Here is a 23,354-nt window from a genome sequence, read left to right as displayed (position 1 = left end):
CCGTTTGGTTGCTCCTGAGTCCAATGGCTTGGGCCTGTCCTGACGGTATGGTGGAAATGCCAGGGGGAACTTTTCGGATGGGAGCTGATAATCAATGGCCAGAGGAACGATCTGCTGAAGCGGTTACGGTTAGCCCCTTTTGTTTGGATGCCCAGGAGATAACCAATGCCCAATTTGCCCAGTTTGTGAAAGAGACAGGTTATCTTACTGTTGCCGAACGACCCTTATCGAAAGAACAATTTCCTGAACTAACGGAAGAGGAGCGATCGCCTGGTTCCGTCGTCTTTCAAGCATTATCCCCAGGGCAAGCGATCGCAGAATTAAGTTGGTGGCATTGGCAACCAGGAGCAGATTGGCAACATCCTGAAGGTCTAAGTAGTACGATTCAAGGGAAGGAAAATCATCCCGTTGTTCATGTAGCTTTTGAAGATGCCCAAGCCTATGCAAACTGGGCTGGAAAAGCATTACCAACGGAAGCACAATGGGAATTTGCGGCACGAGGGGGCCTAAAAGACCAGATTTTTGCATGGGGTAACACCTATAACCCCAAAAAAGCCAATACTTGGCAGGGAGAATTTCCCGTCAAAAATACCAAGGAAGATGGTTATTTCGGTACGGCTCCCATAGGTTCGTTTCCCCCTAATGGCTATGGCTTGTACGATATGACAGGTAATGTGTGGGAATGGACGCAGGATTGGTATGAGGTGGGACATGATCGCCAAGCCCATCAAGTTGATCCAGTTATGAATAACGAAAAAGCAAGTTTTGATCCCCGTGATCCAGGCGTTGCCAAACACGTTATTAAAGGCGGTTCGTTTTTATGCGCTCGCAATTATTGCAGTCGGTATCGTCCCTCTGCACGGGAAGCACAATCCCCTGATACAGGAACTTCCCACATTGGTTTTCGTTTAGTTAATAAAGCTGAATAATTTATAGATTTTTATGCACAAAATTTTCCCAAAATTTTATTTGAGATTATTGATTACTCCATTGCTTTTAGTTGCTTTTCCTCTGATTGGTAGCTGTTTTTTGATTTCGAGTGTGAGGGCTGATAATTTACCCAAAACTGCTCCACTTAATCAGCCTTTAATTTCGGCCAATCCCCAGAAAAATTTGGAACCAAAAGCGATCGCAATTCTCAAAGCCATGAGCGATCGCCTAGCAAAAGCTCGCACTTTACAATTTACCGCAGTTACCACCTATGAAAGTCCGAGTCGTTTGGGGCCAGCTTTGGCCTATCACACCCTGTCTAATGTAATTTTGCAACGACCGAATAAGTTACAAGTTATTTCCCCTGGCGATGGCCCCGCCTCAGAGTTTTATTACAACGGTAAGACCTTAGTAGCTTTTGCACCTACAGAAAATTTAGTGGCGATCGCCGAGGCTCCTGACACCATTGATCAAGCGTTAAAATTTGCCTATGACACAGCGGCCATTTATTTTCCATTTATGGATTTTTTAGTGGCTGATCCCTATGGAGATATTGCAGGGGATTTAAAAACGGCCTTTTATATTGGTCAATCTCAAGTTATTGATGGTACAACTACCGACATGATTGCGATCGCTACTGATAAAGTTTTTGCCCAAATTTGGATCGGCACAAAGGACAAATTACCCCGCATGATTCGGGCAGTTTATCGAAATGATCCCTCACGGTTACGCCATCAAGTGGCATTTTCCAATTGGCAGTTAGATGTACCTATTTCTGCTGATACCTTTGGTTCGACCCGTGCGAATTCGGCGAAACCCATTCCCTTTAAACGTCCTGAACCCGAACCGCTTGAGAAAAAGCCTGTTTCTAAACCCTAATTTTCTATTTTTGAGGTTAATTCTATGAAAAAAATAATGGCGATCGGTTTTACGAGTCTCTTACTCACTAGCCTAAATTTAAGTCCAGCCCAAGCAATGTTTCACGGTGGCGGTGGCTCTTGGAGTGCTAGTGGTGCCAGGGGAACGGCTTCTGGGGGTGATGGTTCCTGGAGTGCGGATGGTTATCGCGGCGGATCGGTTTCGGGTGGCGATGGCTCCTGGAGTGGCACGGGCTTTCGAGGAAGTTCTGCGTCAGGTGGCGATGGCTCCTGGAGTGGGACAGGTTATCGCGGTGGCTCTGCTTCGGGCGGCGATGGTTCATGGAGTGGGACGGGTTATCGCGGCGGAACGGCATCGGGTGGGGACGGTTCCTGGAACGCGACGGGTGCTTATGGAGCAACGGCATCAGGTGGTTATGACCACTATTACGGCGGAGCCTATTACGGGGGCTATCATCCGCCAACGGTTGTCAACACTTATTCGACAGGTTGTACGACTTGTGGGGGTTGGTATGCCGCAGGAGCCGCCGCTACAGGAGCAGTCATAGGAGCGACAGCCGCTAATGCGAATAATGCCAATACCTATGCAGAAGGTTACGCCGCAGGAGCCGTAAGTACGGCCTATGCGATGGGAGCAATTTATCCGACTTTACCCCCAGGAGCGGCGATGCAGACGATTGGAAATGCAAATTATTATCTCTACAACGGGGTTTGGTTTAGTCCTGCCTATGGTGCGAATGGTGTTTATTACCGTGTGGTTCCTGCGCCTTAATGTCCTTGCACAGTAATCGAAAATGAGGTTATAATTTCTCTAGTCAGGTTGCGTTCCTTAACCCAACCGGCTGGATCGATAATCGCACGAAAGTTAAGGCAAAAGTCTTTTTTCTAAAATAAATTATCTACAAACTCAAGATTTAGATAAAACTCGGCGTTGCTGACTTGAGGTATGAATCTCTAAAGATGCAATTTTTAAAACATTGACTCACACTGGTTTCTAGATGTATGCAAAATTCTATTTCATACCCTGATTAAGCAACGCCCTCAATTATATTCTTAAGTACAAGTAGTTAAAATCAAATGTTATTTCGTTAAGCAAATATCCTTAATTTTCAAAAAACTATGATAAATACAATTCAGATATCATCGGATAAAATTAATCCAGACAAAATTAATAAAGTAGAGGAGCAAATACGTCAACAAAGTAAACCAGTTGACTATAACACTCTTGAATATCCAATTGAGATTATTGTTCAGAAATATTTGGATGGTGAAGATAAAGATGAAAATGAAATATTCATTCCAGATTATCAAAGAGAAATGGTATGGAGTGATGAGAATCAATCTAAATTTATAGAGTCAATTTTTCTAGGATTGCCTATCCCATATATCTTTATTGCGGATGTTTCATCGGAAGTTGAGTCAGAGGACTCTGCGCGATTGGAAATTATTGACGGGACTCAACGGGTGAGAACTCTTGCTCGATTTCTTCAAAATGAATTAGTTCTAAAAGATCTTAAAAAACTCACGGAGTTAAACGGTTTACGTTTTGGCAATCTTTCTGGTTCACGTCAAAAAAGATTTAGAAGAATACCATTACGAATGATCCAGCTTACAGAAGAAGCTGACGAAGGAATTCGTCGCGATTTGTTCGAGCGAATCAATTCAGGTAGTATTGAATTAAATGAAATGGAGAAGAGAATTGGAGGACAACCTGGCTTATTCTTAGACCTTATCCAAGATCTTGCTAAAACTTTAAAATTCCAAGAATTATGCCATTTTTCACAAGTTCAAAAAGATAGAAGAGATCCCCAAGAATATGTTTTACGATTCTATGCTTTTCTATATAAATATAAAGAATACCCTAGCAAAGTTCACGTTTTTTTAGACGATTTTTTGATTAATCAAAATGAAGAACTTAAGAAATTGAGAGAAAAAAACTTAAAAGATTTTGATGACAAAATCAACCAAATAAATCAAGAATTTAATTCAATGCTTGATTTTGTGTCTAAAAATTGTCCAGAGGTTTTCAGGGTTGGAGTTAAGGAAATAAGACCAACAACTAGAAGTAAGTTTGAATCAATTTCGGTTGGCATTTCCCTTGCTTTAAGAGAAAATCCAAATCTAAGCTGTAAAAACTTTGATTTCTTAAAGACTGATCGTTTTGATCGTTTAACAGATAAAAATTCCAGTAGTTCGAGACAGAAAGTTGAACAGCGCATTGAATATGTTAGGGATTATTTATTGAAGCCATGAGTGATTCAGGATTAATTCAAGATTTCCAAGAAAAATCAAAAGAAGTTAAGCAATATTGTCTATGGCTAAAAAATGTTGAGTCAAAAATGATTCAATTAAGTATTGGAGATCACTCTGCTAATCGAAATAAAATCAAATCTCTTGATTCAGAACTAGAAGAAACACTGAAAGCGACGGTCTTTTTACTGCTTTATAATTTGGTAGAATCAACGATACGAAGAGCAGTCGAATACATCTATGACGACTTGAAAAATAACCAAATTTCTTTCGATGATTTGAATCAGAGTTTTCAAAATCATATTATTAAGATTTTAAAAGATTCTTCTTTGAAAGATAAAGTATGGCAGCCGACTATAGCTATTACTCTCATTACCATCTCAGCCGATAAAGATCTATCCTTTGCTGGTAATTTAGATGCTAAAAAAATCAAAGAAACCTTAAAAAATTACGGAATTACACTTACAAAACAAGTTGGTAATATGACAAATGGTGAAGATTTACTCATCGTTAAAAATGCTAGAAAAGATCTCGCTCATGGATATAGTTCGTTTTCTGAAAAAAGTCGTAATTATACATCAGGTGATTTACTCGCAATGCAAAAAAGAGTGACTTTATTTTTAAAACAAGTTTTGATGGATGTTCAAAATTACGTTGATCAACAAAATTACTTGAAGTGATATCTTGACTGTTCTATAATATCTTTTTAATAAGATAAGCTGTTGCATATCTAAATCACACATAATCAAAATAGTGCGATCTCCACTGTCCTGTTGATTAAACTTTAAAACCGCGATCATTTTGGTTTGAAATTGCGATCGCCGTTTTGTAAGTTGAGTTGATAAAAAAAGTTAAAGAAATCTAGTCAACACAACTAGTTTAGAATTTTTAAGTAGCAAAAAAAATTATCATGGATACTTCCTTAATTCAAAACCTTAATTTTTCCAAACAACATCCCTATCTTGCAGAAATTCTAGAAAAATTTAAACAACAAATCAAAAATATTTATCAAGAGCAACTAGTTAAATTAATTCTCTTTGGCTCCCAAGCAAAAAAACAGGCTAAACCTGACTCTGATATTGATATTTTAGTGATTTTAAAAGATAAGCTAATTAACGATGAGCAACATCAGAAAATTATTAATCTTATCTCTGATTTGTGTTTAGAGTACGAAGTATTGATCAGTTGTGTTTATGTTAGCGAGGCTCAATTTAACCAAGAAAAAAGTCCATTGCTCCTAAATATTGAGCGAGAGGGAATTATTGTATGAAAATTGAGCAACAACAGTTATTAGAAAAAGCTAAAGAAAGTTTGCAGGCTGCACAATTATTAGCCAACAACAATTTACCCGCCTTTGCAACCGCAAGAGCTTATTATTTAATGTTTTATATTGCACAAGCATTTTTATTAGGAGAAGACTTAACTTTTTCTAGTCATTCAGCCGTTATTGCTGCCTTTGGCAAAACCTTTATCAAAACAAAACGCCTGCCTGTGGAATATCACCGTTATTTAATTTACGCACAAGAACAGCGAACAGATGCGGACTATAGCCTGACTCCAAATATCACCCCCAAAAAAGCCCAAGATATTATAGAGAATGCTCAAAGAATGCTCGATTTTGCTCAAGAAAATGTTGAAACGGCATAAAGGGCGATCGCCTTTATCTTATTGATTTAATTTTAAAATTGCGATCATTTTAGCCTTTGAAAGTGCGATTTAGCAAATGTAGATTTGGTTGACGAAAGTGCGATCATTTTTGCCTTTATAAAGTGCGCTCACCGTTTCATTATTAAAGTCATATAGAAATGAGATAAGATCAAAACACTCCTGTAAACTGTAAACAATTTATGAAATCCATTAAAATCATTGTGGAAAAGCATTCTGATGGCTATATTGCTTATCCATTGGGAATTCAAGGCGTAGTAGTCGGTGAAGGTGATAGCTATGAAGATGCTCTTAATGACGTGCGATCAGCGATCGCTTTTCATATTGAAACTTTTGGGGAATCAGTTCTCGAAGCCGACTAACATTACCAAATCACAAGCAAATTGAAAGCTCTACATTAAGGAGTATTTGCACTCAAGCAGGTATCTCACGAGATGATTTTATTGCTTCCTGTGAAAAGATTTAACCGACATTCCGCAGGTTGCCGCCACCTATAGAGTAATTAATTTAAACTACTCTATTCATAGTGCATTAGAACAAATTAACGCCATACAGAAAGAGCATCTATTTGTATTTATGCGCTATCTGTAGCGTTTGCGGAATGTGGGATTTAAGACAAAATCCTTTAAATGTGATCGCTTTTTTAATTGAGAGGCGATCGCACTTAATCAGAGAAAGCGATCAGCTCTAACTCTTAATTCAAAGAGGAGATCGTACTGTTTATTCAGAAGAGCCTGAGAAAATATATGGCGTTGCTGATTTGAAGTATGAATCTTCTTTTATGAGATTTTTAAAAGCTAGACTCAAACTGACTTTTGGATATGTGCAAAATTGATATTCCAGCAATTCTAAATTTGAAAAATCAGGAGGAATTAGTGGCGGGCAGAGAGTCAAATGGCTCAAGCATAAAATCAAGAAGGTGTTGCCAGCTATCAAAGACAAAATAGGTAGGGCTTGCTGAAAAAAGCTGAAACCTTTACGGAGAAAAATAGTAGGCGAATTAAGAACCGCTAGAATGCACGAAAATAGGGTAGAATGCCTCAAAACCATTGCATTAAGAAGAGAGAAAGCAGATGTACTGAAAGCAACAGTACTCAATTGAAACACCAGAAAACTTGAAAAATCTGTTCGGCGGGCAGTTAGACGAAGAAAATCGTTGGATAGAAATGTCAAAAATGATTCTTTGGGAAGAATATGAGGAAGAATATGCAAAAAACTTCACAGAAAAAAAAGGAGCCCCAGCCAAATCATTTAGAATGGCATTAGGAGCATTAATTATCAAAGAAATTTCAGGAAAAAGTGACAGAGAAACAGTAGAACAAATAAAAGAGAACCCTTATTTACAGTACTTTATAGGAATGGAAAGCTATAGTAGCAAAGAAGCATTTAATGCGTCAATGATGGTTCATTTTCGTAAAAAAATAGGAATGGAATTAATAAATAAAATTAATAAAGAAATAGAAAAAAAAGCGACGGGTGTAGCGTCAGAAAAAAAAGAAAATGAAGGAAAGTTATTGTTAGATGCGACTTGTACACCAGCAGATATAAAATATCCAACGGATATAGGAATATTGAATGATGCCAGAGAAAAAACAGAAAAAATAATAGATAAGCTGTATGAAGAAATAAAAGAGAAGGCTCTTCCCCCAACTGTGTGGAAAGTGTATAATAGTAATACCACAGTAGGAGGTGGAGTATGTGGATAAACTTGGATGAGCTACTAGGTTTGCCAAAGGTAACAGTCGTAAACTATCGAGAAATAGATGGTGCTTTGTTCTTAAAATTAAAAATGAAAAACGAAGTAATGGAATGTCCAAATTGTCATAAAGAATTGGAAGATATAAATCAAATAGAATATAATTTGGTTCGGGATTTATCCCTATTGGGAAAGAAAGTATATCTGGAAGTGCCCCGCCGCCAGTTCCATTGTGAAAAATGTCAGAAATACATAACAGAAAGACTGGACTTTATGCGGCTAAGAAAACATTATACAATTCGTTATGAAGAAAAGATTTATGAGCAAGTAAAAAAGAAAAATGTAGAAGAGGTAAGGCAAGAAGAAGAAATAAGTTGGGGAACATTGGAATCAATATTTGAAGAGTATGCAAAGCAGGCAGAAAAGAAGGAATGGGAATTACCAGAAAAGATAAGTTTAGACGAATTTAGTAATAGAAAAGGAAAAAAAGACTTTATTACAACAGTGATAGATATAAATAAAAAGGAATTGTTAGAAGTAATAAAAGGACACAAAAAAGAAGAGATAATAGAAGCCCTAAAAGTGCAGCCAGCAAGGGTTAGAGAGAATGTAAAGGAAGTAAGTGTGGATATGTGGGAGGGATTTACGTCAGCAATAAAGGAGTTATTTGTAAATGCTAAAATCGTCTATGATAGATTTCATGTAATGAAAAATATAAATGAAGAATTGAATAAATTGAGAAAGAAAATGAATATCCATAAACTGGACAGTGGGAAGTTCTCGAGGCGTGTAAGTGGAGAAAAGAAAATCGGACATCCGATACAAAAGAGTGCCGTTATGTCCGAAACTGGCTGATATAAGAAAATCGATAGCCAGTGCTATCTATCAATTATGCAACTATGTCAGCGACTAGAGCAAATCCTCAATAATCTCCGTCCAGCCTTTAGCCGAGAAGCAACGTTCCAATGGTTTATCCTGTTAGTCTGGGGAGTAGTGCTCAACAGCCAACCCAGCGCAATAACTAGCTATGTCAATGCCATTGGCTTAACAGAGAGCTACTACAATCAGGCTCTACATTGGTTTGATTCCAAGGCGTTTAGGGTCGAAGGACTAACTTTACAATGGTCAAAGTGGCTAAGTCAGCATGAAAGTCTATACAGAATTAAAGGGAAACGGGTGTATGTGGGTGATGGCATCAAAGTGGGGAAAGAAGGACGCAAGATGCCAGGTGTAAAACGACTACACCAAGAATCGGAAGATGTGTCCAAGCCAGAGTGGATAAGGGGTCATTACTTCAATGCCTTGAGTATTTTGGTGGGAGTAGGGAAAGCCTGCTTTGCCTTGCCCTTAGTGTTGCGGCTAGACGATGGCATCAAGTCCAAAGCAACCGAGAAGGGGGAGGGAAAAGGCAAAAAAAAGGTGAAGACGAGCCTGGTGACAAAAATGGCTGACCTTTGTGTTACTTACGCAGAGGCAGGGAGTTATGTAATTTTGGATGCTTATTTTGCTTGCGAACCAGTGCTCAAAAGTTTTCGCCAGAACGCCTTGCATCTAATCACAAGAGTGCGTTGCTCCACCGTCGCCTATGCCCCCTTTTGTTCCGTGCCGACGCTGACGGGGAGAGGACGACCACGGATTTGGGGGAGTTCGATAAAACTAGAAAAGCTGTTCGCTCTGGCGGCGGACTTTCCGACAGCTAAAGTCTGGCTCTATGGTCAACAAGTCACGGTTTCTTATCAGTGCTTTGAGTTCCACTGGGATAGTCCCCATCAGCTCGTCAAGTTTGTTCTGACCCAATTGCCTAACGGACGACGACTGATTCTGCTTTCTACTGATCTCTGTTTGACTGGACCTGAGATTATTGCCGCTTACGGTCTCCGATTTAAGATTGAAGTCACTTTTCGTCAATTAGTCCATCTTTTGGGCAGCTTTGCCTATCGTTTTTGGCTTAAGAGTCTTCCTACTTTACCTACCTGGCCCAGCAATCTTATCCTCAGTGACTATCCACAAGCTGTTCAGACTCAGATTTTAAACAAGGTAGAAGCCTTTGAGCGTTTTGTTAACCTTAATGCCATTGCTTTAGGGCTACTTCAAATTCTCGCCTTAGAGTTACCCCAGGGGATTTGGGCTAATTTTCCTCGATGGTTTCGGACATTACCATCCCATGGCTACCCTAGTGAACGGATTGCTCAACTAGCCCTTCAACATCAAGCCCAAATGATTTTTCCTCAAAGTCCACCCAGTCTGCTTTTGCCTAAATTCCTTACCGCTAAACTTGCCTCTTCCCCAAGCCCTGATATGCTTACTTTCGTCGCATAGTCATTACCTTATCTGGCATCCATAAACTTCCCACTGTCCAGTCCATAAAAAGGGTTTAACATACCTATTATGGAAAAATAAAGAAGAGTTAAAAGAAGAAAAAAGAGAAGAGTTAGAAGAGATATTGAAAATGTATCCTTGTTTAGGAATAGCGTATGAAATGAAGGAAGAGATTAGAGATATTTATGAGCATTCAAGAACGACAAATGGTGCAAGGAGAAAATTTGAAAAATGGATGAGAACAGCGAGCCTATTCTATAAAAAAAGTGTGGGTATGCTGAAAACTCATTTGACAGGCATATGCAATTATTTTGAAAACCATACAACTAATGGATTAACGGAAGGGATGAATACAAAAATTAAATTAATAAAAAGGAAAAGTTATGGATTTGCTAATTTTGAGCATCTACGGCTTAAATTGTTAGCTTGCTTTAACTCTTAACATAACATTACACACAGACAAGGGGAGAGCCAAAGAGAAAAGGAAAGAAAAGCCGAGGACTTATAGGGAAGTGGCAAGAAAAGAGTACTTAGCCATAGCAAAAAAACGTCGTGTGTCAAAAAAAGAAAGAAGAAAAGGAACAAAAAAACAACTAGGATATATAAAAAGAAACTTGTCTGATATAGAAAAAATGATAGAAGAGGGAGCAAAGTTAGAAAAACTAACGAAAAAAGAGCAAGAAGAGCTTGTAACGATAGGAAAAGTGTATGAGCAACAGTTAGAAATGTATGAAAAAAAGACAAATAAAGTAGAAAACAGAATTGTGAGTGTAAGCCAACCTCACGTGCGTCCAATAGTGCGTGGAAAAGCGGGAAAAGCAGTAGAGTTTGGAGCTAAAATATCGGCAAGTAATGTGAATGGCTTTGTCTTCTTAGACAAATTAAGTTGGGATAATTACAACGAATCGGGAGATTTACAAGCGCGAATAGAAGAATATAAAAGGGAAACAGGATGTTATCCGGAATCGGTTCATGTGGATAAAATCTATCGAACAAAAGCGAATCGAGCTTATTGTAAAGAAAGGGATATAAGAATGAGTGGTCCCCGATTGGGAAGACCGCCGAAAGAGGTGAGCAAAGAAAAAAAGAAAGAGGCACGCTCAGATGAAAGAGTGCGTAATGCCATTGAGGGTAAATTCGGACAGGGAAAGAGGAAATTTAGTCTTGGTCGAGTGATGGCCAAACTACCTGAGACCTCGGAAACGGTAATTGCGATGAACTTTTTGGTAATGAATCTTTCTACTCTACTTCAGAAGACAAAAAGTAAAAAGTTGTAGAGTCGTTTTTCTTGTGAAAAATGGTGTTAATTTTCCTCTCTTTTGTGAGGAGTGATTTGTGTTGACCTTTTTAGACAGAAAGGAACAATAGATTAAACAAAATCTGTATTTTGATTTGTTTCCATAAGGATAAGTTATCTATGCTTTTTCAGTCCATACTTCCCTAACCCACATTTCTTTCGTTTTTTGACTTTTTCAGCAAGCCCTAGGTAGTAAGAGTGCGTAAATGGGAAAAAAAGCATCTTCGAGTCCCTAAAAGTAGTCGGATACGTTGGTAGGACTCATCTAAAAGCTGTAAAACGGTGTGAAACAAGAAAGCCAGTAAATTTAAGGTGAGCAAAAAGGTAGCAAGATGGTGGTCACCATGTCCAAAATTGTGTTCTAGATGGTAGCCCTGAGTCTTAAGAGTATTATGGTTCTCATTTTCGGTTTTCCAACGAGAGCGAGCGACACTGACTAACTCAACAATGTTATCGGCTTGGGGGAAAAGGTCGGTAATCCAATCGTTGTGAAAGAGAACCTGACCGTCAGAACGGCGAGTAACGGTAACCTCAAACCAATGAGTATTGAGGGCGGCGGAACCATCTCTTAGGGGCAAGTGATAAGTCCAACGATAATGATAGTCATGCCAATCGCGACCATGACGACGACGCTCATGGAAAGAGTAAACCTCTCCAATCTTCTCGGCATAGTCCAAAAACTCATAAAGAGTGGGGTGAGATTCAGGCAAACAGACAAAGAGATAGTGAAAGTGGTTTTGAAGAGCCTCTTCGCACATCGGTTGACGACTATAGAGGTCATCCCCCAATCATAGTAACGCTAAACGGGTCAAAGAATTCTCGATGTCTGTGGAGCCAACGTTTTGCCGCCGCTACCTCACAGTCCTGTTTCTCGTGACCATCTTGAGGAGTAATAAATTCAGGGTCAAGACTAATCCAGCAATTCTAAATTTAAGGCGAGGTAAGGGTTGTAGAAAAAAAGGATAATGGGAAAGGACAACAAGGTAGCCAGAGAGGAAGAAAAGATGCAAGGAATAATCAGTATGACTGGTCTGATAGCGTACTTGGTAGCAAGTATAGAGAAAATGAAAGACCCTCGCCAACCCAGTCCAAATACAACCTACAGCCTAAAAGATGCGGTACTAGGTGGTTTCAGCCTGTTTCTAATGCAATGTGAATCATTCCTAGAACATCAAAGACAACTGCATAGTCGCAACGGTAGGGATAATCTTCAAACTCTATTCGGTGCCATCAAAATACCTAGTGACAATCAAATCCGCAATATCCTGGATAAAATCAAAGCCAATTCGTTATTTGTGGTGTTTAGTGACATTTATCAACTACTAAAGACCAGAGGAATATTGACTCGGTATGAGGTGTTAGACAAGCAATTACTAATTCCGCTAGATGGCACAGAGTATTTCTCCTCCCAAAATATCCACTGTGAGCAATGTTCCCATCGAACCCATAAAAACGGGACAGTGACTTACTTTCATTGGGTGCGACCTTTAGTTGATAAAAGCTGTTGTAATCAGGGTTCTACAGGGAACCCATATTGATCAAGTTTTGCCCAAAATTGACTCCATCGTTCCTTGGTCAATACCAAAGCTCGTAGGCTCAAAATAATTCCTGCTCCTTTTTCCTTCCATCGCATCCCTGAACAACATAATCGTTGTTTGACCAACGTCTTACAAGCTGCTTCCGTAACACCTGAACCAATCGGATACTTTTTCTCTATGTATTCAGCATAATCCATTTGATGCTGATGATTCTCGTAATAAGTAATCGCCGCTTGTAGTTTCTCGGTAAGATTCTTAGAATGACTTTTTTCTTCTTTGACTTCTTTCATCAGATTTAGCAGTTCTCCTGCTTTTCCTTTTTCATGCTTGAGTTCTCGACAATTTTCAGTCAACCATTCTTTTTGTTTTGACACGGTATTCGGATGCAACGCTTCTGCCAAGGCACCTAAGTAACCAGAGGCATGATAGAAATCTAATATCTGTTCTTCCGTTTGCTTTTCTAAAAACTTCCAATTTGATTCTGCCCCGTCTGCTATCCCGACCAATGTTGCCTCTGGATAACGGTTTTTCGCTCGCTCAATTTCTCTTTCTAATCTTTCTAGAAAACTCTTTTTTCCATACTCTGGTGCCGCACCTAGATAGATTGTAGGTTGACGTTCGCCTTCACTATCGTATAGGGAAACGTTTCCCACCATTGCTTCACGGTAGCCATCCTCACACATCAGCATACAGGTTCCATCTAATCCTATTCCCACTGTTGCAATTTGGCTATCCTCCTTGGGCGGGGCATAACTCCACGCTTCTTCTTTTGCCTGTACCACACTTCCTACTGCTTCACTCAATCTTTGGATATAGGATAGCGCTACTTTTCTACCATGATTTTCTAATAAATCATTTTTCGCCTCTTTGCCTGCCATCCCTGACATTTTTGAGGATACCTGTTTTGCCAATAATGGCGTTGATGTTATGATTATCCTTGCTTCTCTTTCTAAGGGGCAATACGTTTTTCCTCAAAGGTGAACGCTGATATACATGACGATTCACTATAACCTCACCATAAGGTGTTTGATATTCTTTCGGTTGCTCTCCCTTACTCTTCCAGATTTCTTCACCGATTTTTAAGGGTGAACCATCTGTATCTAAATATTTCAAGGCTTCTTTGCTGGCGATGCAACCTACTTCGTTTAAGCCTTTTTGAATATTTATTTCTGTATCCAACATTGAACGACTGAGTTCTAATGTTAGTTCTATTTTTATCTTTGAACCCTCTACATTAATTAGTTTTGCTGTCATCATTGTTTCCTCTTTGTCACTTTTCATCCCATGTTAACACTTTTCTTTTCCTTCATCAACTAAAGGTCACACCCCTTTCATTCGGCAATCTTACCGGTAATTGTCTCACCTCAGCAAAAAGCGGTGATTAGTCTTGACCCTGAATTTATTACTCCTCAAGATGGTCACGAGAAACAGGACTGTGAGGTAGCGGCGGCAAAACGTTGGCTCCACAGACATCGAGAATTCTTTGACCCGTTTAGCGTTACTATGATTGGGGGATGACCTCTATAGTCGTCAACCGATGTGCGAAGAGGCTCTTCAAAACCACTTTCACTATCTTTTTGTCTGTTTGCCTGAATCTCACCCTACTCTCTATGAGTTTTTGGACTATGCCGAGAAGATTGGGGAAGTTTACTCTTTCCATGAGCGTCGTCGTCATGGTCGCGATTGGCATGACTATCATTATCGTTGGACTTATCACTTGCCCCTAAGAGATGGTTCCGCCGCCCTCAATACTCATTGGTTTGAGGTCACTGTTACTCGCCGTTCTGACGGTCAGGTTCTCTTTCACAACGATTGGATTACTGACCTTTTTCCCCAAGCCGATAACATTGTTGAGTTAGTCAGTGTCGCTCGCTCTCGTTGGAAAACCGAAAATGAGAACCATAATACTCTTAAGACTCAGGGCTACCATCTAGAACACAATTTTGGACATGGTGACGAGCATCTTGCTACCTTTTTGCTCACCTTAAATTTACTGGCTTTCTTGTTTCACACCGTTTTACAGCTTTTAGATGAGTCCTACCAACGTATCCGACTACTTTTAGGGACTCGAAGATGCTTTTTTTCCCATTTACGCACTCTTACTACCTATTTTGTCTTTGATAGCTGGCAACACCTTCTTGATTTTATGCTTGAGCCATTTGACTCTCTGCCCGCCACTAATTCCTCCTGATTTTTCAAATTTAGAATTGCTGAGACTAATCACTGCTTTTTGCTGAGGTGAGACAATTACAGGTAAAATTGCCGAATGAAAGGGGTGTGACCTTTAGTTGATGAAGGAAAAGAAAAGTGTTAACATGAGATGAAAAGTGACAAAGAGGAAACAATGATGACAGCAAAACTAATTAATGTAGAGGGTTCAAAGATAAAAATAGAACTAACATTAGAACTCAGTCGTTCAATGTTGGATACAGAAATAAATATTCAAAAAGGCTTAAACGAAGTAGGTTGCATCGCCAGCAAAGAAGCCTTGAAATATTTAGATACAGATGGTTCACCCTTAAAAATCGGTGAAGAAATCTGGAAGAGTAAGGGAGAGCAACCGAAAGAATATCAAACACCTTATGGTGAGGTTATAGTGAATCGTCATGTATATCAGCGTTCACCTTTGAGGAAAAACGTATTGCCCCTTAGAAAGAGAAGCAAGGATAATCATAACATCAACGCCATTATTGGCAAAACAGGTATCCTCAAAAATGTCAGGGATGGCAGGCAAAGAGGTGAAAAATGATTTATTAGAAAATCATGGTAGAAAAGTAGCGCTATCCTATATCCAAAGATTGAGTGAAGCAGTAGGAAGTGTGGTACAGGCAAAAGAAGAAGCGTGGAGTTATGCCCCGCCCAAGGAGGATAGCCAAATTGCAACAGTGGGAATAGGATTAGATGGAACCTGTATGCTGATGTGTGAGGATGGCTACCGTGAAGCAATGGTGGGAACCGTTTCCCTATACGATAGTGAGGGAGAACGTCAACAGACAATCTATCTAGGTGCGGCACCAGAGTACGGAAAAAAGAGTTTTCTAGAAAGATTGGAAAGAGAAATTGAGCGAGCGAAAAACCGTTATCCAGAGGCAAAATTTGTCGGTATAGCAGATGGTGCAGAATCAAATTGGAAGTTTTTAGAAAAGCAGACGGAAGAACAGATATTAGATTTCTATCATGCCTCTGGTTACTTAGGAGCGTTGGCAGAAGCGTTGCATCCGAATACCGTGTCAAAACAAAAAGAATGGTTGACTGAAAATTGTCGAGAACTCAAGCATGAAAAAGGAAAAGCAGGAGAACTGCTAAATCTGATGAAAGAAGTCAAAGAAGAAAAAAGTCATTCTAAGAATCTTACCGAGAAACTACAAGCGGCGATTACTTATTACGAGAATCATCAGCATCAAATGGATTATGCTGAATACTTAGAGAAAAAGTATCCGATTGGTTCAGGTGTTACGGAAGCAGCTTGTAAGACGTTGGTCAAACAACGATTATGTTGTTCAGGAATGCGATGGAAGGAAAAAGGAGCAGGAATTATTTTGAGCCTACGAGCTTTGGTATTGACCAAGGAACGATGGAGTCAATTTTGGGCAAAACTTGATCAATATGGGTTCCCTGTAGAACCCTGATTACAACAGCTTTTATCAACTAAAGGTCGCACCCAATGAAAGTAAGTCACTGTCCCGTTTTTATGGGTTCGATGGGAACATTGCTCACAGTGGATATTTTGGGAGGAGAAATACTCTGTGCCATCTAGCGGAATTAGTAATTGCTTGTCTAACACCTCATACCGAGTCAATATTCCTCTGGTCTTTAGTAGTTGATAAATGTCACTAAACACCACAAATAACGAATTGGCTTTGATTTTATCCAGGATATTGCGGATTTGATTGTCACTAGGTATTTTGATGGCACCGAATAGAGTTTGAAGATTATCCCTACCGTTGCGACTATGCAGTTGTCTTTGATGTTCTAGGAATGATTCACATGGGTGCGACTTTTAGTTGATGAAGGAAAAGAAAAGTGTTAACATGAGATGAAAAGTGACAAAGAGGAAACAATGATGACAGCAAAACTAATTAATGTAGAGGGTTCAAAGATAAAAATAGAACTAACATTAGAACTCAGTCGTTCAATGTTGGATACAGAAATAAATATTCAAAAAGGCTTAAACGAAGTAGGTTGCATCGCCAGCAAAGAAGCCTTGAAATATTTAGATACAGATGGTTCACCCTTAAAAATCGGTGAAGAAATCTGGAAGAGTAAGGGAGAGCAACCGAAAGAATATCAAACACCTTATGGTGAGGTTATAGTGAATCGTCATGTATATCAGCGTTCAGTAGGAGGAAAAACGTATTGCCCCTTAGAAAGAGAAGCAAGGATAATCATAACATCAACGCCATTATTGGCAAAACAGGTATCCTCAAAAATGTCAGGGATGGCAGGCAAAGAGGTGAAAAATGATTTATTAGAAAATCATGGTAGAAAAGTAGCGCTATCCTATATCCAAAGATTGAGTGAAGCAGTAGGAAGTGTGGTACAGGCAAAAGAAGAAGCGTGGAGTTATGCCCCGCCCAAGGAGGATAGCCAAATTGCAACAGTGGGAATAGGATTAGATGGAACCTGTATGCTGATGTGTGAGGATGGCTACCGTGAAGCAATGGTGGGAACCGTTTCCCTATACGATAGTGAGGGAGAACGTCAACATACAATCTATCTAGGTGCGGCACCAGAGTATGGAAAAAAGAGTTTTCTAGAAAGATTAGAAAGAGAAATTGAGCGAGCGAAAAAACGTTATCCAGAGGCAACATTGGTCGGGATAGCAGACGGGGCAGAATCAAATTGGAAGTTTTTAGAAAAGCAAACGGAAGAACAGATATTAGATTTCTATCATGCCTCTGGTTACTTAGGTGCCTTGGCAGAAGCGTTGCATCCGAATACAGTGTCAAAACAAAAAGAATGGTTGACTGAAAATTGTCGAGAACTCAAGCATGAAAAAGGAAAAGCAGGAGAACTGCTAAATCTGATGAAAGAAGTCAAAGAAGAAAAAAGTCATTCTAAGAATCTTACCGAGAAACTACAAGCGGCGATTACTTATTACGAGAATCATCAGCATCAAATGGATTATGCTGAATACTTAGAGAAAAAGTATCCGATTGGTTCAGGTGTTACGGAAGCAGCTTGTAAGACGTTGGTCAAACAACGATTATGTTGTTCAGGGATGCGATGGAAGGAAAAAGGAGCAGGAATTATTTTGAGCCTACGAGCTTTGGTATTGACCAAGGAACGATGGAGTCAATTTTGGGCAAAACTTGATCAATATGGGTTCCCTGTAGAACCCTGATTACAACAGCTTTTATCAACTAAAGGTCGCACCCATTCACATTGCATTAGAAACAGGCTGAAACCACCTAGTACCGCATCTTTTAGGCTGTAGGTTGTATTTGGACTGGGTTGGCGAGGGTCTTTCATTTTCTCTATACTTGCTACCAAGTACGCTATCAGACCAGTCATACTGATTATTCCTTGCATCTTTTCTTCCTCTCTGGCTACCTTGTTGTCCTTTCCCATTATCCTTTTTTTCTACAACCCTTACCTCGCCTTAAATTTAGAATTGCTGGGACGGGTGTGACCTTTAGTTGATGAAGGAAAAGAAAAGTGTTAAGCTGTCATCAGTTTAACTTGCAATAATACTTGAGCCCTTGTTTTTGATTTTACGTCCCCAACATATTGTCAATCCACCTTCATTAAGAAGTTTATGGATGAGAGATTCTAATTCTTCAATTGATTTGAATAATTTATTTGCAATATATTCTTTTGCTGAATGCCATACCAATTCCATTAAATTATAATCGGGACTATAGGGGGGTAAAAACTCCAAAATAATGTTTGGCATTTCTTCCGTGCTCTCGTCTAGAATTTCTTGCTTTTTGTGGAAGCTCGCATTATCTAAAATAATCACAATCTTCGGACCATTCTTTTCAAAGTCTTCTTTTTTATTTCCTTGTTCTATCCATTCTCTTTGTATGTCTTTGTAAAATTTTAATAATACACTCTTGAAGTTCTGAGAGTTACCAGTGGGAATCAAATCAACCCACCGTTTTTTGTCAGTATATCTAATACCACCCATTACATTGACTCTTCCTTTTCTTCTATCTCCCCTCACTTTTTTACGCTTTCCTTTTTTTGTCCAATGTTTTCTCCGTATTACTCTTAAGCTGAAGCCACTTTCATCCCAAAACCATATCTGGATTGATTCTGGCTTTTCTTTCAAAAGCTTCTTGTACTCTTCAACTTTCTTTCTAAATTCCTCTCTTTTTTGCTCATCTTTTTTATCTTCTAGACTATATTTTGCCCAGATGTAGACAAATCGCTTTTTTTTAAGCATATTTCTAAGTTGTGTATTTCCTAACAATATACCCGTTTCTTTTTCCATATGAGTTGATAGTCTTGCTACTGTCTAACGTCCAAATTCATATCCAAACTCTTCAGGCTCTTTGATTATTATCTCCGTCAATTTCTCTATGTATTCTTCTGTTACTTTCCTGTGATTTCCTTTTTTTCTTTTGTCTCTTAAGCTTTCTATCTCTTTCGGATTTCCATTATTGCACCAGTACCACACTTGTCGTTTGCAACATCCTAATAATCCTGATATTTCATCATACGTTTTTCCTTCATTTCTCAGTAACATAATCAATATTCTCTCTCTTGTAACTGCGTGCTCTTCCGTTTTAAGGGCTTTTTGTAGCTCTTTCTTGGTCTTTTGGTCTAAGAAGTTTAACGTCAGCATAGTCATACAAAAAAGTAAGTCTATATATTCTACCTTATATCCACTTAGAGTGATGACAGCTTAACATGAGATGAAAAGTGACAAAGAGGAAACAATGATGACAGCAAAACTAATTAATGTAGCAGGGTAATCGCATATTAGTAGAGTGGAATCAAAAAAGAAATCTAGCTTAAAAATAGACTATATCAAAAACTAAAAAGAGAAGAAAATCAACTTAAACTCTAAAAGATTAAGTAATTTCGCTAATTCATAATTGTTGGTGTCAATATTTTGCCAATCCTCCTATTTGGGGCTTGCTGAATAAGGATGAAATCCTTGCTAGACAATACTTTCAGGCATTTTACAAACGATCAGATGCAAGGCTATGGCATTTGGAGGCTCAAAATCCATGCACTTTGCTGGAAAAATGTGAGGTAAAACTGGAAACTGAGCTCTGAAGTCACCATTTTTCGCGCCCTGTGGCATCTAGGTTCGTTTTGTGGACTTTTTCAGCAAGCCCTATTTGAAGCTAAATATACTCATGAATATCACTCCCGTGAACTAGCTGCTAAAACCTGTAGAAGAAAATTGTTGTCCATCGCCGCCAAATAACGCTTCATCTTCAAGCTTTTTTGAGATGGCTCATGTTTAAGCAAATTAATACTTAAACGACGGAGCAAGCCCAAATTATCAGCCGCATTGCCTTGACGCACTCGACTCGCATCCTCATTAAAAGTGACATCTAAAACCCAATGCAGACTATTTTCAATACTCCAGTAAGAACGAATCACATGGCTATGACGTTCGGCATCCGTAGGAAGACTGCTAATATAATAGCGAAACGTCTCTGTTGTTTTATGACCGAATTGAGTTTTACTTTTAACCATCACAACAGTTGCTAAACCGACCCACTGATTTTGGCGATGCAATGCGGAAAGCTGATTGATTGACACTGTCCAGACTTGACGAGTTTCTAAACGGTAATGTCCTTTTTCTGTCTTCTCATGATAACTGTATTCAATTCCTTGCCAGTTCTGAGCGACCGCTTGTTTAAACCAATCCCTAACTTGTTTATTAAGTTTGCCCTGATTTCCTTTGAGAGCCAATACATAGTCACCTTCACCTTGCTTTATTTGTTTTGCGATTTCTGTCTGCGTTCCCATTGCATCTAGGGTTACTACTGCCCCCTTGATGTTAAGTAACTTCAGTAACAAGGGGACTGCTTTTATTTCATTAGATTTACTATCTACTTTCTTTTGCGCTAACATCAGTCCCCGCTCACTACTCCACGCACTTATGCTGTGTAACGCATTTAGTCCTTTTTCCCTATCATAAGAACCTCTTTTCGTTTTTCCATCTATCTGTATCAGCTCTATGTCCATTTTCTCCGTTAGACTGCTTATCCAGCTCAGAAAACTTTTTTCTAGTTCTTCTGTTTCCAACATTCCAAATACTCTTCCAAAGGTATCGTGAGAGGGAATTCCCTTTGGTAACTCTAGAAACATTTCTAGCCATTCTCGTTTGGCTTTGCCATAGGCTTCAATTGCTACGAAGCCATCTGCCCCTGACAATACTGCCAATATTCCTATGGTGACAATTGCTGTTAAGTTATGGTCTTGCCTTCTCCCTGTTCTCGGTTCTTTTAGGCACTGAAAATGTTTCAGTATGCTTCTTTTGATAATTTTGACTTCTTTTTCTTGTTGTGGGGTTAGAACTCTTGCGCCGAAGCCTTTTGCCATCTTTGACCTCACTCACTTACTTTTTTTAAATAATAAGCTGTCATCACTCTAAGTGGATATAAGGTAGAATATATAGACTTACTTTTTTGTATGACTATGCTGACGTTAAACTTCTTAGACCAAAAGACCAAGAAAGAGCTACAAAAAGCCCTTAAAACGGAAGAGCACGCAGTTACAAGAGAGAGAATATTGATTATGTTACTGAGAAATGAAGGAAAAACGTATGATGAAATATCAGGATTATTAGGATGTTGCAAACGACAAGTGTGGTACTGGTGCAATAATGGAAATCCGAAAGAGATAGAAAGCTTAAGAGACAAAAGAAAAAAAGGAAATCACAGGAAAGTAACAGAAGAATACATAGAGAAATTGACGGAGATAATAATCAAAGAGCCTGAAGAGTTTGGATATGAATTTGGACGTTAGACAGTAGCAAGACTATCAACTCATATGGAAAAAGAAACGGGTATATTGTTAGGAAATACACAACTTAGAAATATGCTTAAAAAAAAGCGATTTGTCTACATCTGGGCAAAATATAGTCTAGAAGATAAAAAAGATGAGCAAAAAAGAGAGGAATTTAGAAAGAAAGTTGAAGAGTACAAGAAGCTTTTGAAAGAAAAGCCAGAATCAATCCAGATATGGTTTTGGGATGAAAGTGGCTTCAGCTTAAGAGTAATACGGAGAAAACATTGGACAAAAAAAGGAAAGCGTAAAAAAGTGAGGGGAGATAGAAGAAAAGGAAGAGTCAATGTAATGGGTGGTATTAGATATACTGACAAAAAACGGTGGGTTGATTTGATTCCCACTGGTAACTCTCAGAACTTCAAGAGTGTATTATTAAAATTTTACAAAGACATACAAACTGGACAGTGCGAAGTTCTAGGAAAATCAACGAGTTTACTAGGGTTTCAGCCCCCAACGTCCTTCACCCCTCTTCCAGACTCACAATCGCTGAAAGGCTTTCAATGCAAGGCTTTTAGGCATTTTGTCAAAATGTCTGACAGAGAACTTCGCACTCTCCAGATACAAAGAGAATGGATAGAACAAGGAAATAAAAAAGAAGACTTTGAAAAGAATGGGGCTCTTCCCTTGTCTGTGTGTAATGTTATATTACGAGTTAAAGCAAGCTAACAATTTAAGCCGTAGATGCTCAAAATTAGCAAATCCATAACTTTTCCTTTTTATTAATTTAATTTTTGTATTCATCCCTTCCGTTAATCCATTAGTTGTATGGTTTTCAAAATAATTGCATATACCTGTCAAATGAGTTTCTAGCATACCCACACTTTTTTTATAGAATAGGCACGCTGTTCTCATCCATTTTTCAAATTTTCTCCTTGCACCATTTGTCGTTCTTGAATGCTCATAAATATCTCTAATCTCTTCCTTCATTTCATACGCTATTCCTAAACAAGGATACATTTTCAATATCTCTTCTAACTCTTCTCTTTTTCTTCTTTTAACTCTTCTTTATTTTTCCATAATAGGTATGTTAAACCCTTTTTATGGATATTCATTTTCTTTCTCAATTTATTCAATTCTTCATTTATATTTTTCATTACATGAAATCTATCATAGACGATTTTAGCATTTACAAATAACTCCTTTATTGCTGACGTAAATCCCTCCCACATATCCACACTTACTTCCTTTACATTCTCTCTAACCCTTGCTGGCTGCACCTTTAGGGCTTCTATTATCTCTTCTTTTTTGTGTCCTTTTATTACTTCTAACAATTCCTTTTTATTTATATCTATCACTGTTGTAATAAAGTCTTTTTTCCTTTTCTATTACTAAATTCGTCTAAACTTATCTTTTCTGGTAATTCCCATTCCTTCTTTTCTGCCTGCTTTGCATACTCTTCAAATATTGATTCCAATGTTCCCCAACTTATTTCTTCTTCTTGCCTTACCTCTTCTACATTTTTCTTTTTTACTTGCTCATAAATCTTTTCTTCATAACGAATTGTATAATGTTTTCTTAGCCGCATAAAGTCCAGTCTTTCTGTTATGTATTTCTGACATTTTTCACAATGGAACTGGCGGCGGGGCACTTCCAGATATACTTTCTTTCCCAATAGGGATAAATCCCGAACCAAATTATATTCTATTTGATTTATATCTTCCAATTCTTTATGACAATTTGGACATTCCATTACTTCGTTTTTCATTTTTAATTTTAAGAACAAAGCACCATCTATTTCTCGATAGTTTACGACTGTTACCTTTGGCAAACCTAGTAGCTCATCCAAGTTTATCCACATACTCCAC

The 23,354-nt window shown here is 38.6% G+C and carries 18 protein-coding genes and 8 pseudogenes; 20 read left to right on the top strand and 6 right to left on the bottom strand.

The genetic code is table 11. The features are described 5' to 3' along the window. The first annotated feature begins 23 nt into the window (after positions 1-23). The 13 genes and pseudogenes from KA717_19945 to KA717_19885 all read left to right on the top strand — a co-directional run bounded on the left by KA717_19945 (position 24) and on the right by KA717_19885 (position 11,015). Positions 24-929, top strand: a complete 906-nt coding sequence (locus KA717_19945; protein UXE64725.1) for a formylglycine-generating enzyme family protein — start codon at positions 24-26, stop codon at positions 927-929. Between the two features lie 49 nt (positions 930-978). Next, positions 979-1,809 (top strand): DUF2092 domain-containing protein, encoded by an 831-nt coding sequence (locus KA717_19940; GenBank protein ID UXE58364.1) that lies wholly within the window; start codon positions 979-981, stop codon positions 1,807-1,809. A gap of 24 nt (positions 1,810-1,833) precedes the next feature. Continuing rightward, on the top strand, positions 1,834-2,580 hold the full coding sequence (locus KA717_19935) for a hypothetical protein (protein UXE58363.1): 747 nt from the start codon (positions 1,834-1,836) through the stop codon (positions 2,578-2,580). 347 nt (positions 2,581-2,927) lie between these two features. Continuing rightward, a complete protein-coding gene (locus KA717_19930) occupies positions 2,928-4,061 on the top strand; it encodes a DUF262 domain-containing protein (protein UXE58362.1) in 1,134 nt (377 codons plus the stop codon). Beyond that, positions 4,058-4,738, top strand: coding sequence for an MAE_28990/MAE_18760 family HEPN-like nuclease (locus KA717_19925; protein ID UXE58361.1), 681 nt, complete (start codon positions 4,058-4,060; stop codon positions 4,736-4,738). Before KA717_19930 ends, KA717_19925 begins: the two co-directional genes overlap by 4 nt. A 230-nt stretch (positions 4,739-4,968) precedes the next feature. After that, positions 4,969-5,328, top strand: a complete 360-nt coding sequence (locus KA717_19920) for a nucleotidyltransferase domain-containing protein (GenBank protein ID UXE64513.1) — start codon at positions 4,969-4,971, stop codon at positions 5,326-5,328. Then, positions 5,325-5,705, top strand: a complete 381-nt coding sequence (locus KA717_19915) for a HEPN domain-containing protein (GenBank protein UXE64512.1) — start codon at positions 5,325-5,327, stop codon at positions 5,703-5,705. Before KA717_19920 ends, KA717_19915 begins: the two co-directional genes overlap by 4 nt. A 200-nt stretch (positions 5,706-5,905) precedes the next feature. Further along, complete coding sequence (locus KA717_19910) at positions 5,906-6,085, top strand: type II toxin-antitoxin system HicB family antitoxin (protein ID UXE64511.1); 180 nt, start codon at positions 5,906-5,908, stop codon at positions 6,083-6,085. A 735-nt stretch (positions 6,086-6,820) separates the two neighbouring features. Beyond that, positions 6,821-7,360 (top strand): annotated as a pseudogene (locus KA717_19905) (transposase). Between the two features lie 59 nt (positions 7,361-7,419). Next, positions 7,420-8,181 (top strand): annotated as a pseudogene (locus tag KA717_19900) (ISL3 family transposase). Between the two features lie 129 nt (positions 8,182-8,310). Beyond that, positions 8,311-9,738 carry a transposase gene (locus KA717_19895; GenBank protein UXE64510.1) on the top strand — a complete coding sequence of 476 codons (1,428 nt, stop codon included), beginning with the start codon at positions 8,311-8,313 and terminating at the stop codon, positions 9,736-9,738. Between the two features lie 40 nt (positions 9,739-9,778). After that, a pseudogene (locus KA717_19890) lies at positions 9,779-10,180 on the top strand (transposase). A gap of 31 nt (positions 10,181-10,211) precedes the next feature. Beyond that, positions 10,212-11,015 (top strand): annotated as a pseudogene (locus KA717_19885) (transposase). A 205-nt stretch (positions 11,016-11,220) separates the two neighbouring features. Here the strand turns inward: KA717_19885 and KA717_19880 are convergent. Continuing rightward, positions 11,221-11,823: a hypothetical protein gene (locus KA717_19880; protein UXE64509.1), complete on the bottom strand. Its 603-nt coding sequence runs from the start codon at positions 11,821-11,823 to the stop codon at positions 11,221-11,223. Positions 11,824-12,000: 177 nt separating this feature from the next. Between KA717_19880 and KA717_19875 the strand changes: the two genes are divergently transcribed. Beyond that, on the top strand, positions 12,001-12,573 hold the full coding sequence (locus KA717_19875; protein ID UXE64508.1) for a hypothetical protein: 573 nt from the start codon (positions 12,001-12,003) through the stop codon (positions 12,571-12,573). Here the strand turns inward: KA717_19875 and KA717_19870 are convergent. Further along, a pseudogene (locus KA717_19870) lies at positions 12,546-13,827 on the bottom strand (ISKra4 family transposase). The gene KA717_19875 and the pseudogene KA717_19870 sit on opposite strands and share 28 nt — an antisense overlap. Before the next feature lie 123 nt (positions 13,828-13,950). Between KA717_19870 and KA717_19865 the strand changes: the two are divergent. The 3 genes and pseudogenes from KA717_19865 to KA717_19855 all read left to right on the top strand — a co-directional run bounded on the left by KA717_19865 (position 13,951) and on the right by KA717_19855 (position 16,202). Then, positions 13,951-14,091, top strand: a complete 141-nt coding sequence (locus tag KA717_19865; protein UXE64507.1) for a hypothetical protein — start codon at positions 13,951-13,953, stop codon at positions 14,089-14,091. Continuing rightward, the gene (locus KA717_19860; GenBank protein UXE64506.1) at positions 14,081-14,764 is read left to right on the top strand and encodes a hypothetical protein; all 684 of its coding nucleotides are present in this window, start codon (positions 14,081-14,083) and stop codon (positions 14,762-14,764) included. The genes KA717_19865 and KA717_19860 overlap by 11 nt, the downstream gene beginning before the upstream one ends. A 156-nt stretch (positions 14,765-14,920) precedes the next feature. Further along, positions 14,921-16,202: pseudogene (locus KA717_19855) on the top strand (ISKra4 family transposase). On the opposite strand, the gene KA717_19850 reads toward KA717_19855, so the two are convergent. Continuing rightward, positions 16,175-16,414, bottom strand: a complete 240-nt coding sequence (locus KA717_19850; GenBank protein ID UXE64505.1) for a hypothetical protein — start codon at positions 16,412-16,414, stop codon at positions 16,175-16,177. The pseudogene KA717_19855 and the gene KA717_19850 sit on opposite strands and share 28 nt — an antisense overlap. A 222-nt stretch (positions 16,415-16,636) precedes the next feature. Here KA717_19850 and KA717_19845 point away from each other — a divergent pair, with 222 nt between their 5' ends. Beyond that, positions 16,637-17,917, top strand: coding sequence for an ISKra4 family transposase (locus KA717_19845; GenBank protein UXE64724.1), 1,281 nt, complete (start codon positions 16,637-16,639; stop codon positions 17,915-17,917). A 333-nt stretch (positions 17,918-18,250) separates the two neighbouring features. Here the strand turns inward: KA717_19845 and KA717_19840 are convergent. After that, positions 18,251-19,363, bottom strand: a pseudogene (locus tag KA717_19840) (IS630 family transposase). A 527-nt stretch (positions 19,364-19,890) separates the two neighbouring features. After that, positions 19,891-21,081 carry an ISAs1 family transposase gene (locus KA717_19835; GenBank protein UXE64504.1) on the bottom strand — a complete coding sequence of 397 codons (1,191 nt, stop codon included), beginning with the start codon at positions 21,079-21,081 and terminating at the stop codon, positions 19,891-19,893. Between the two features lie 90 nt (positions 21,082-21,171). On the opposite strand from KA717_19835, the gene KA717_19830 reads away from it, so the two are divergent. After that, entirely contained in the window at positions 21,172-21,507 is a 336-nt protein-coding gene (locus KA717_19830) for a helix-turn-helix domain-containing protein (GenBank protein ID UXE64503.1), read from the top strand. Positions 21,508-21,531: 24 nt separating this feature from the next. Next, on the top strand, positions 21,532-22,215 hold the full coding sequence (locus tag KA717_19825; GenBank protein ID UXE64502.1) for a transposase: 684 nt from the start codon (positions 21,532-21,534) through the stop codon (positions 22,213-22,215). Here KA717_19825 and KA717_19820 read toward each other — a convergent pair. Further along, a pseudogene (locus tag KA717_19820) lies at positions 22,195-23,347 on the bottom strand (ISL3 family transposase). The gene KA717_19825 and the pseudogene KA717_19820 sit on opposite strands and share 21 nt — an antisense overlap. Positions 23,348-23,354: the final 7 nt, after the last annotated feature.

Source organism: Woronichinia naegeliana WA131, assembly GCA_025370055.1.
GTDB lineage: Bacteria > Cyanobacteriota > Cyanobacteriia > Cyanobacteriales > Microcystaceae > Woronichinia > Woronichinia naegeliana.
The sequence above is the reverse complement of the archived record's forward strand: the minus strand, read 5'-3'. Positions and strand labels throughout refer to the sequence as shown.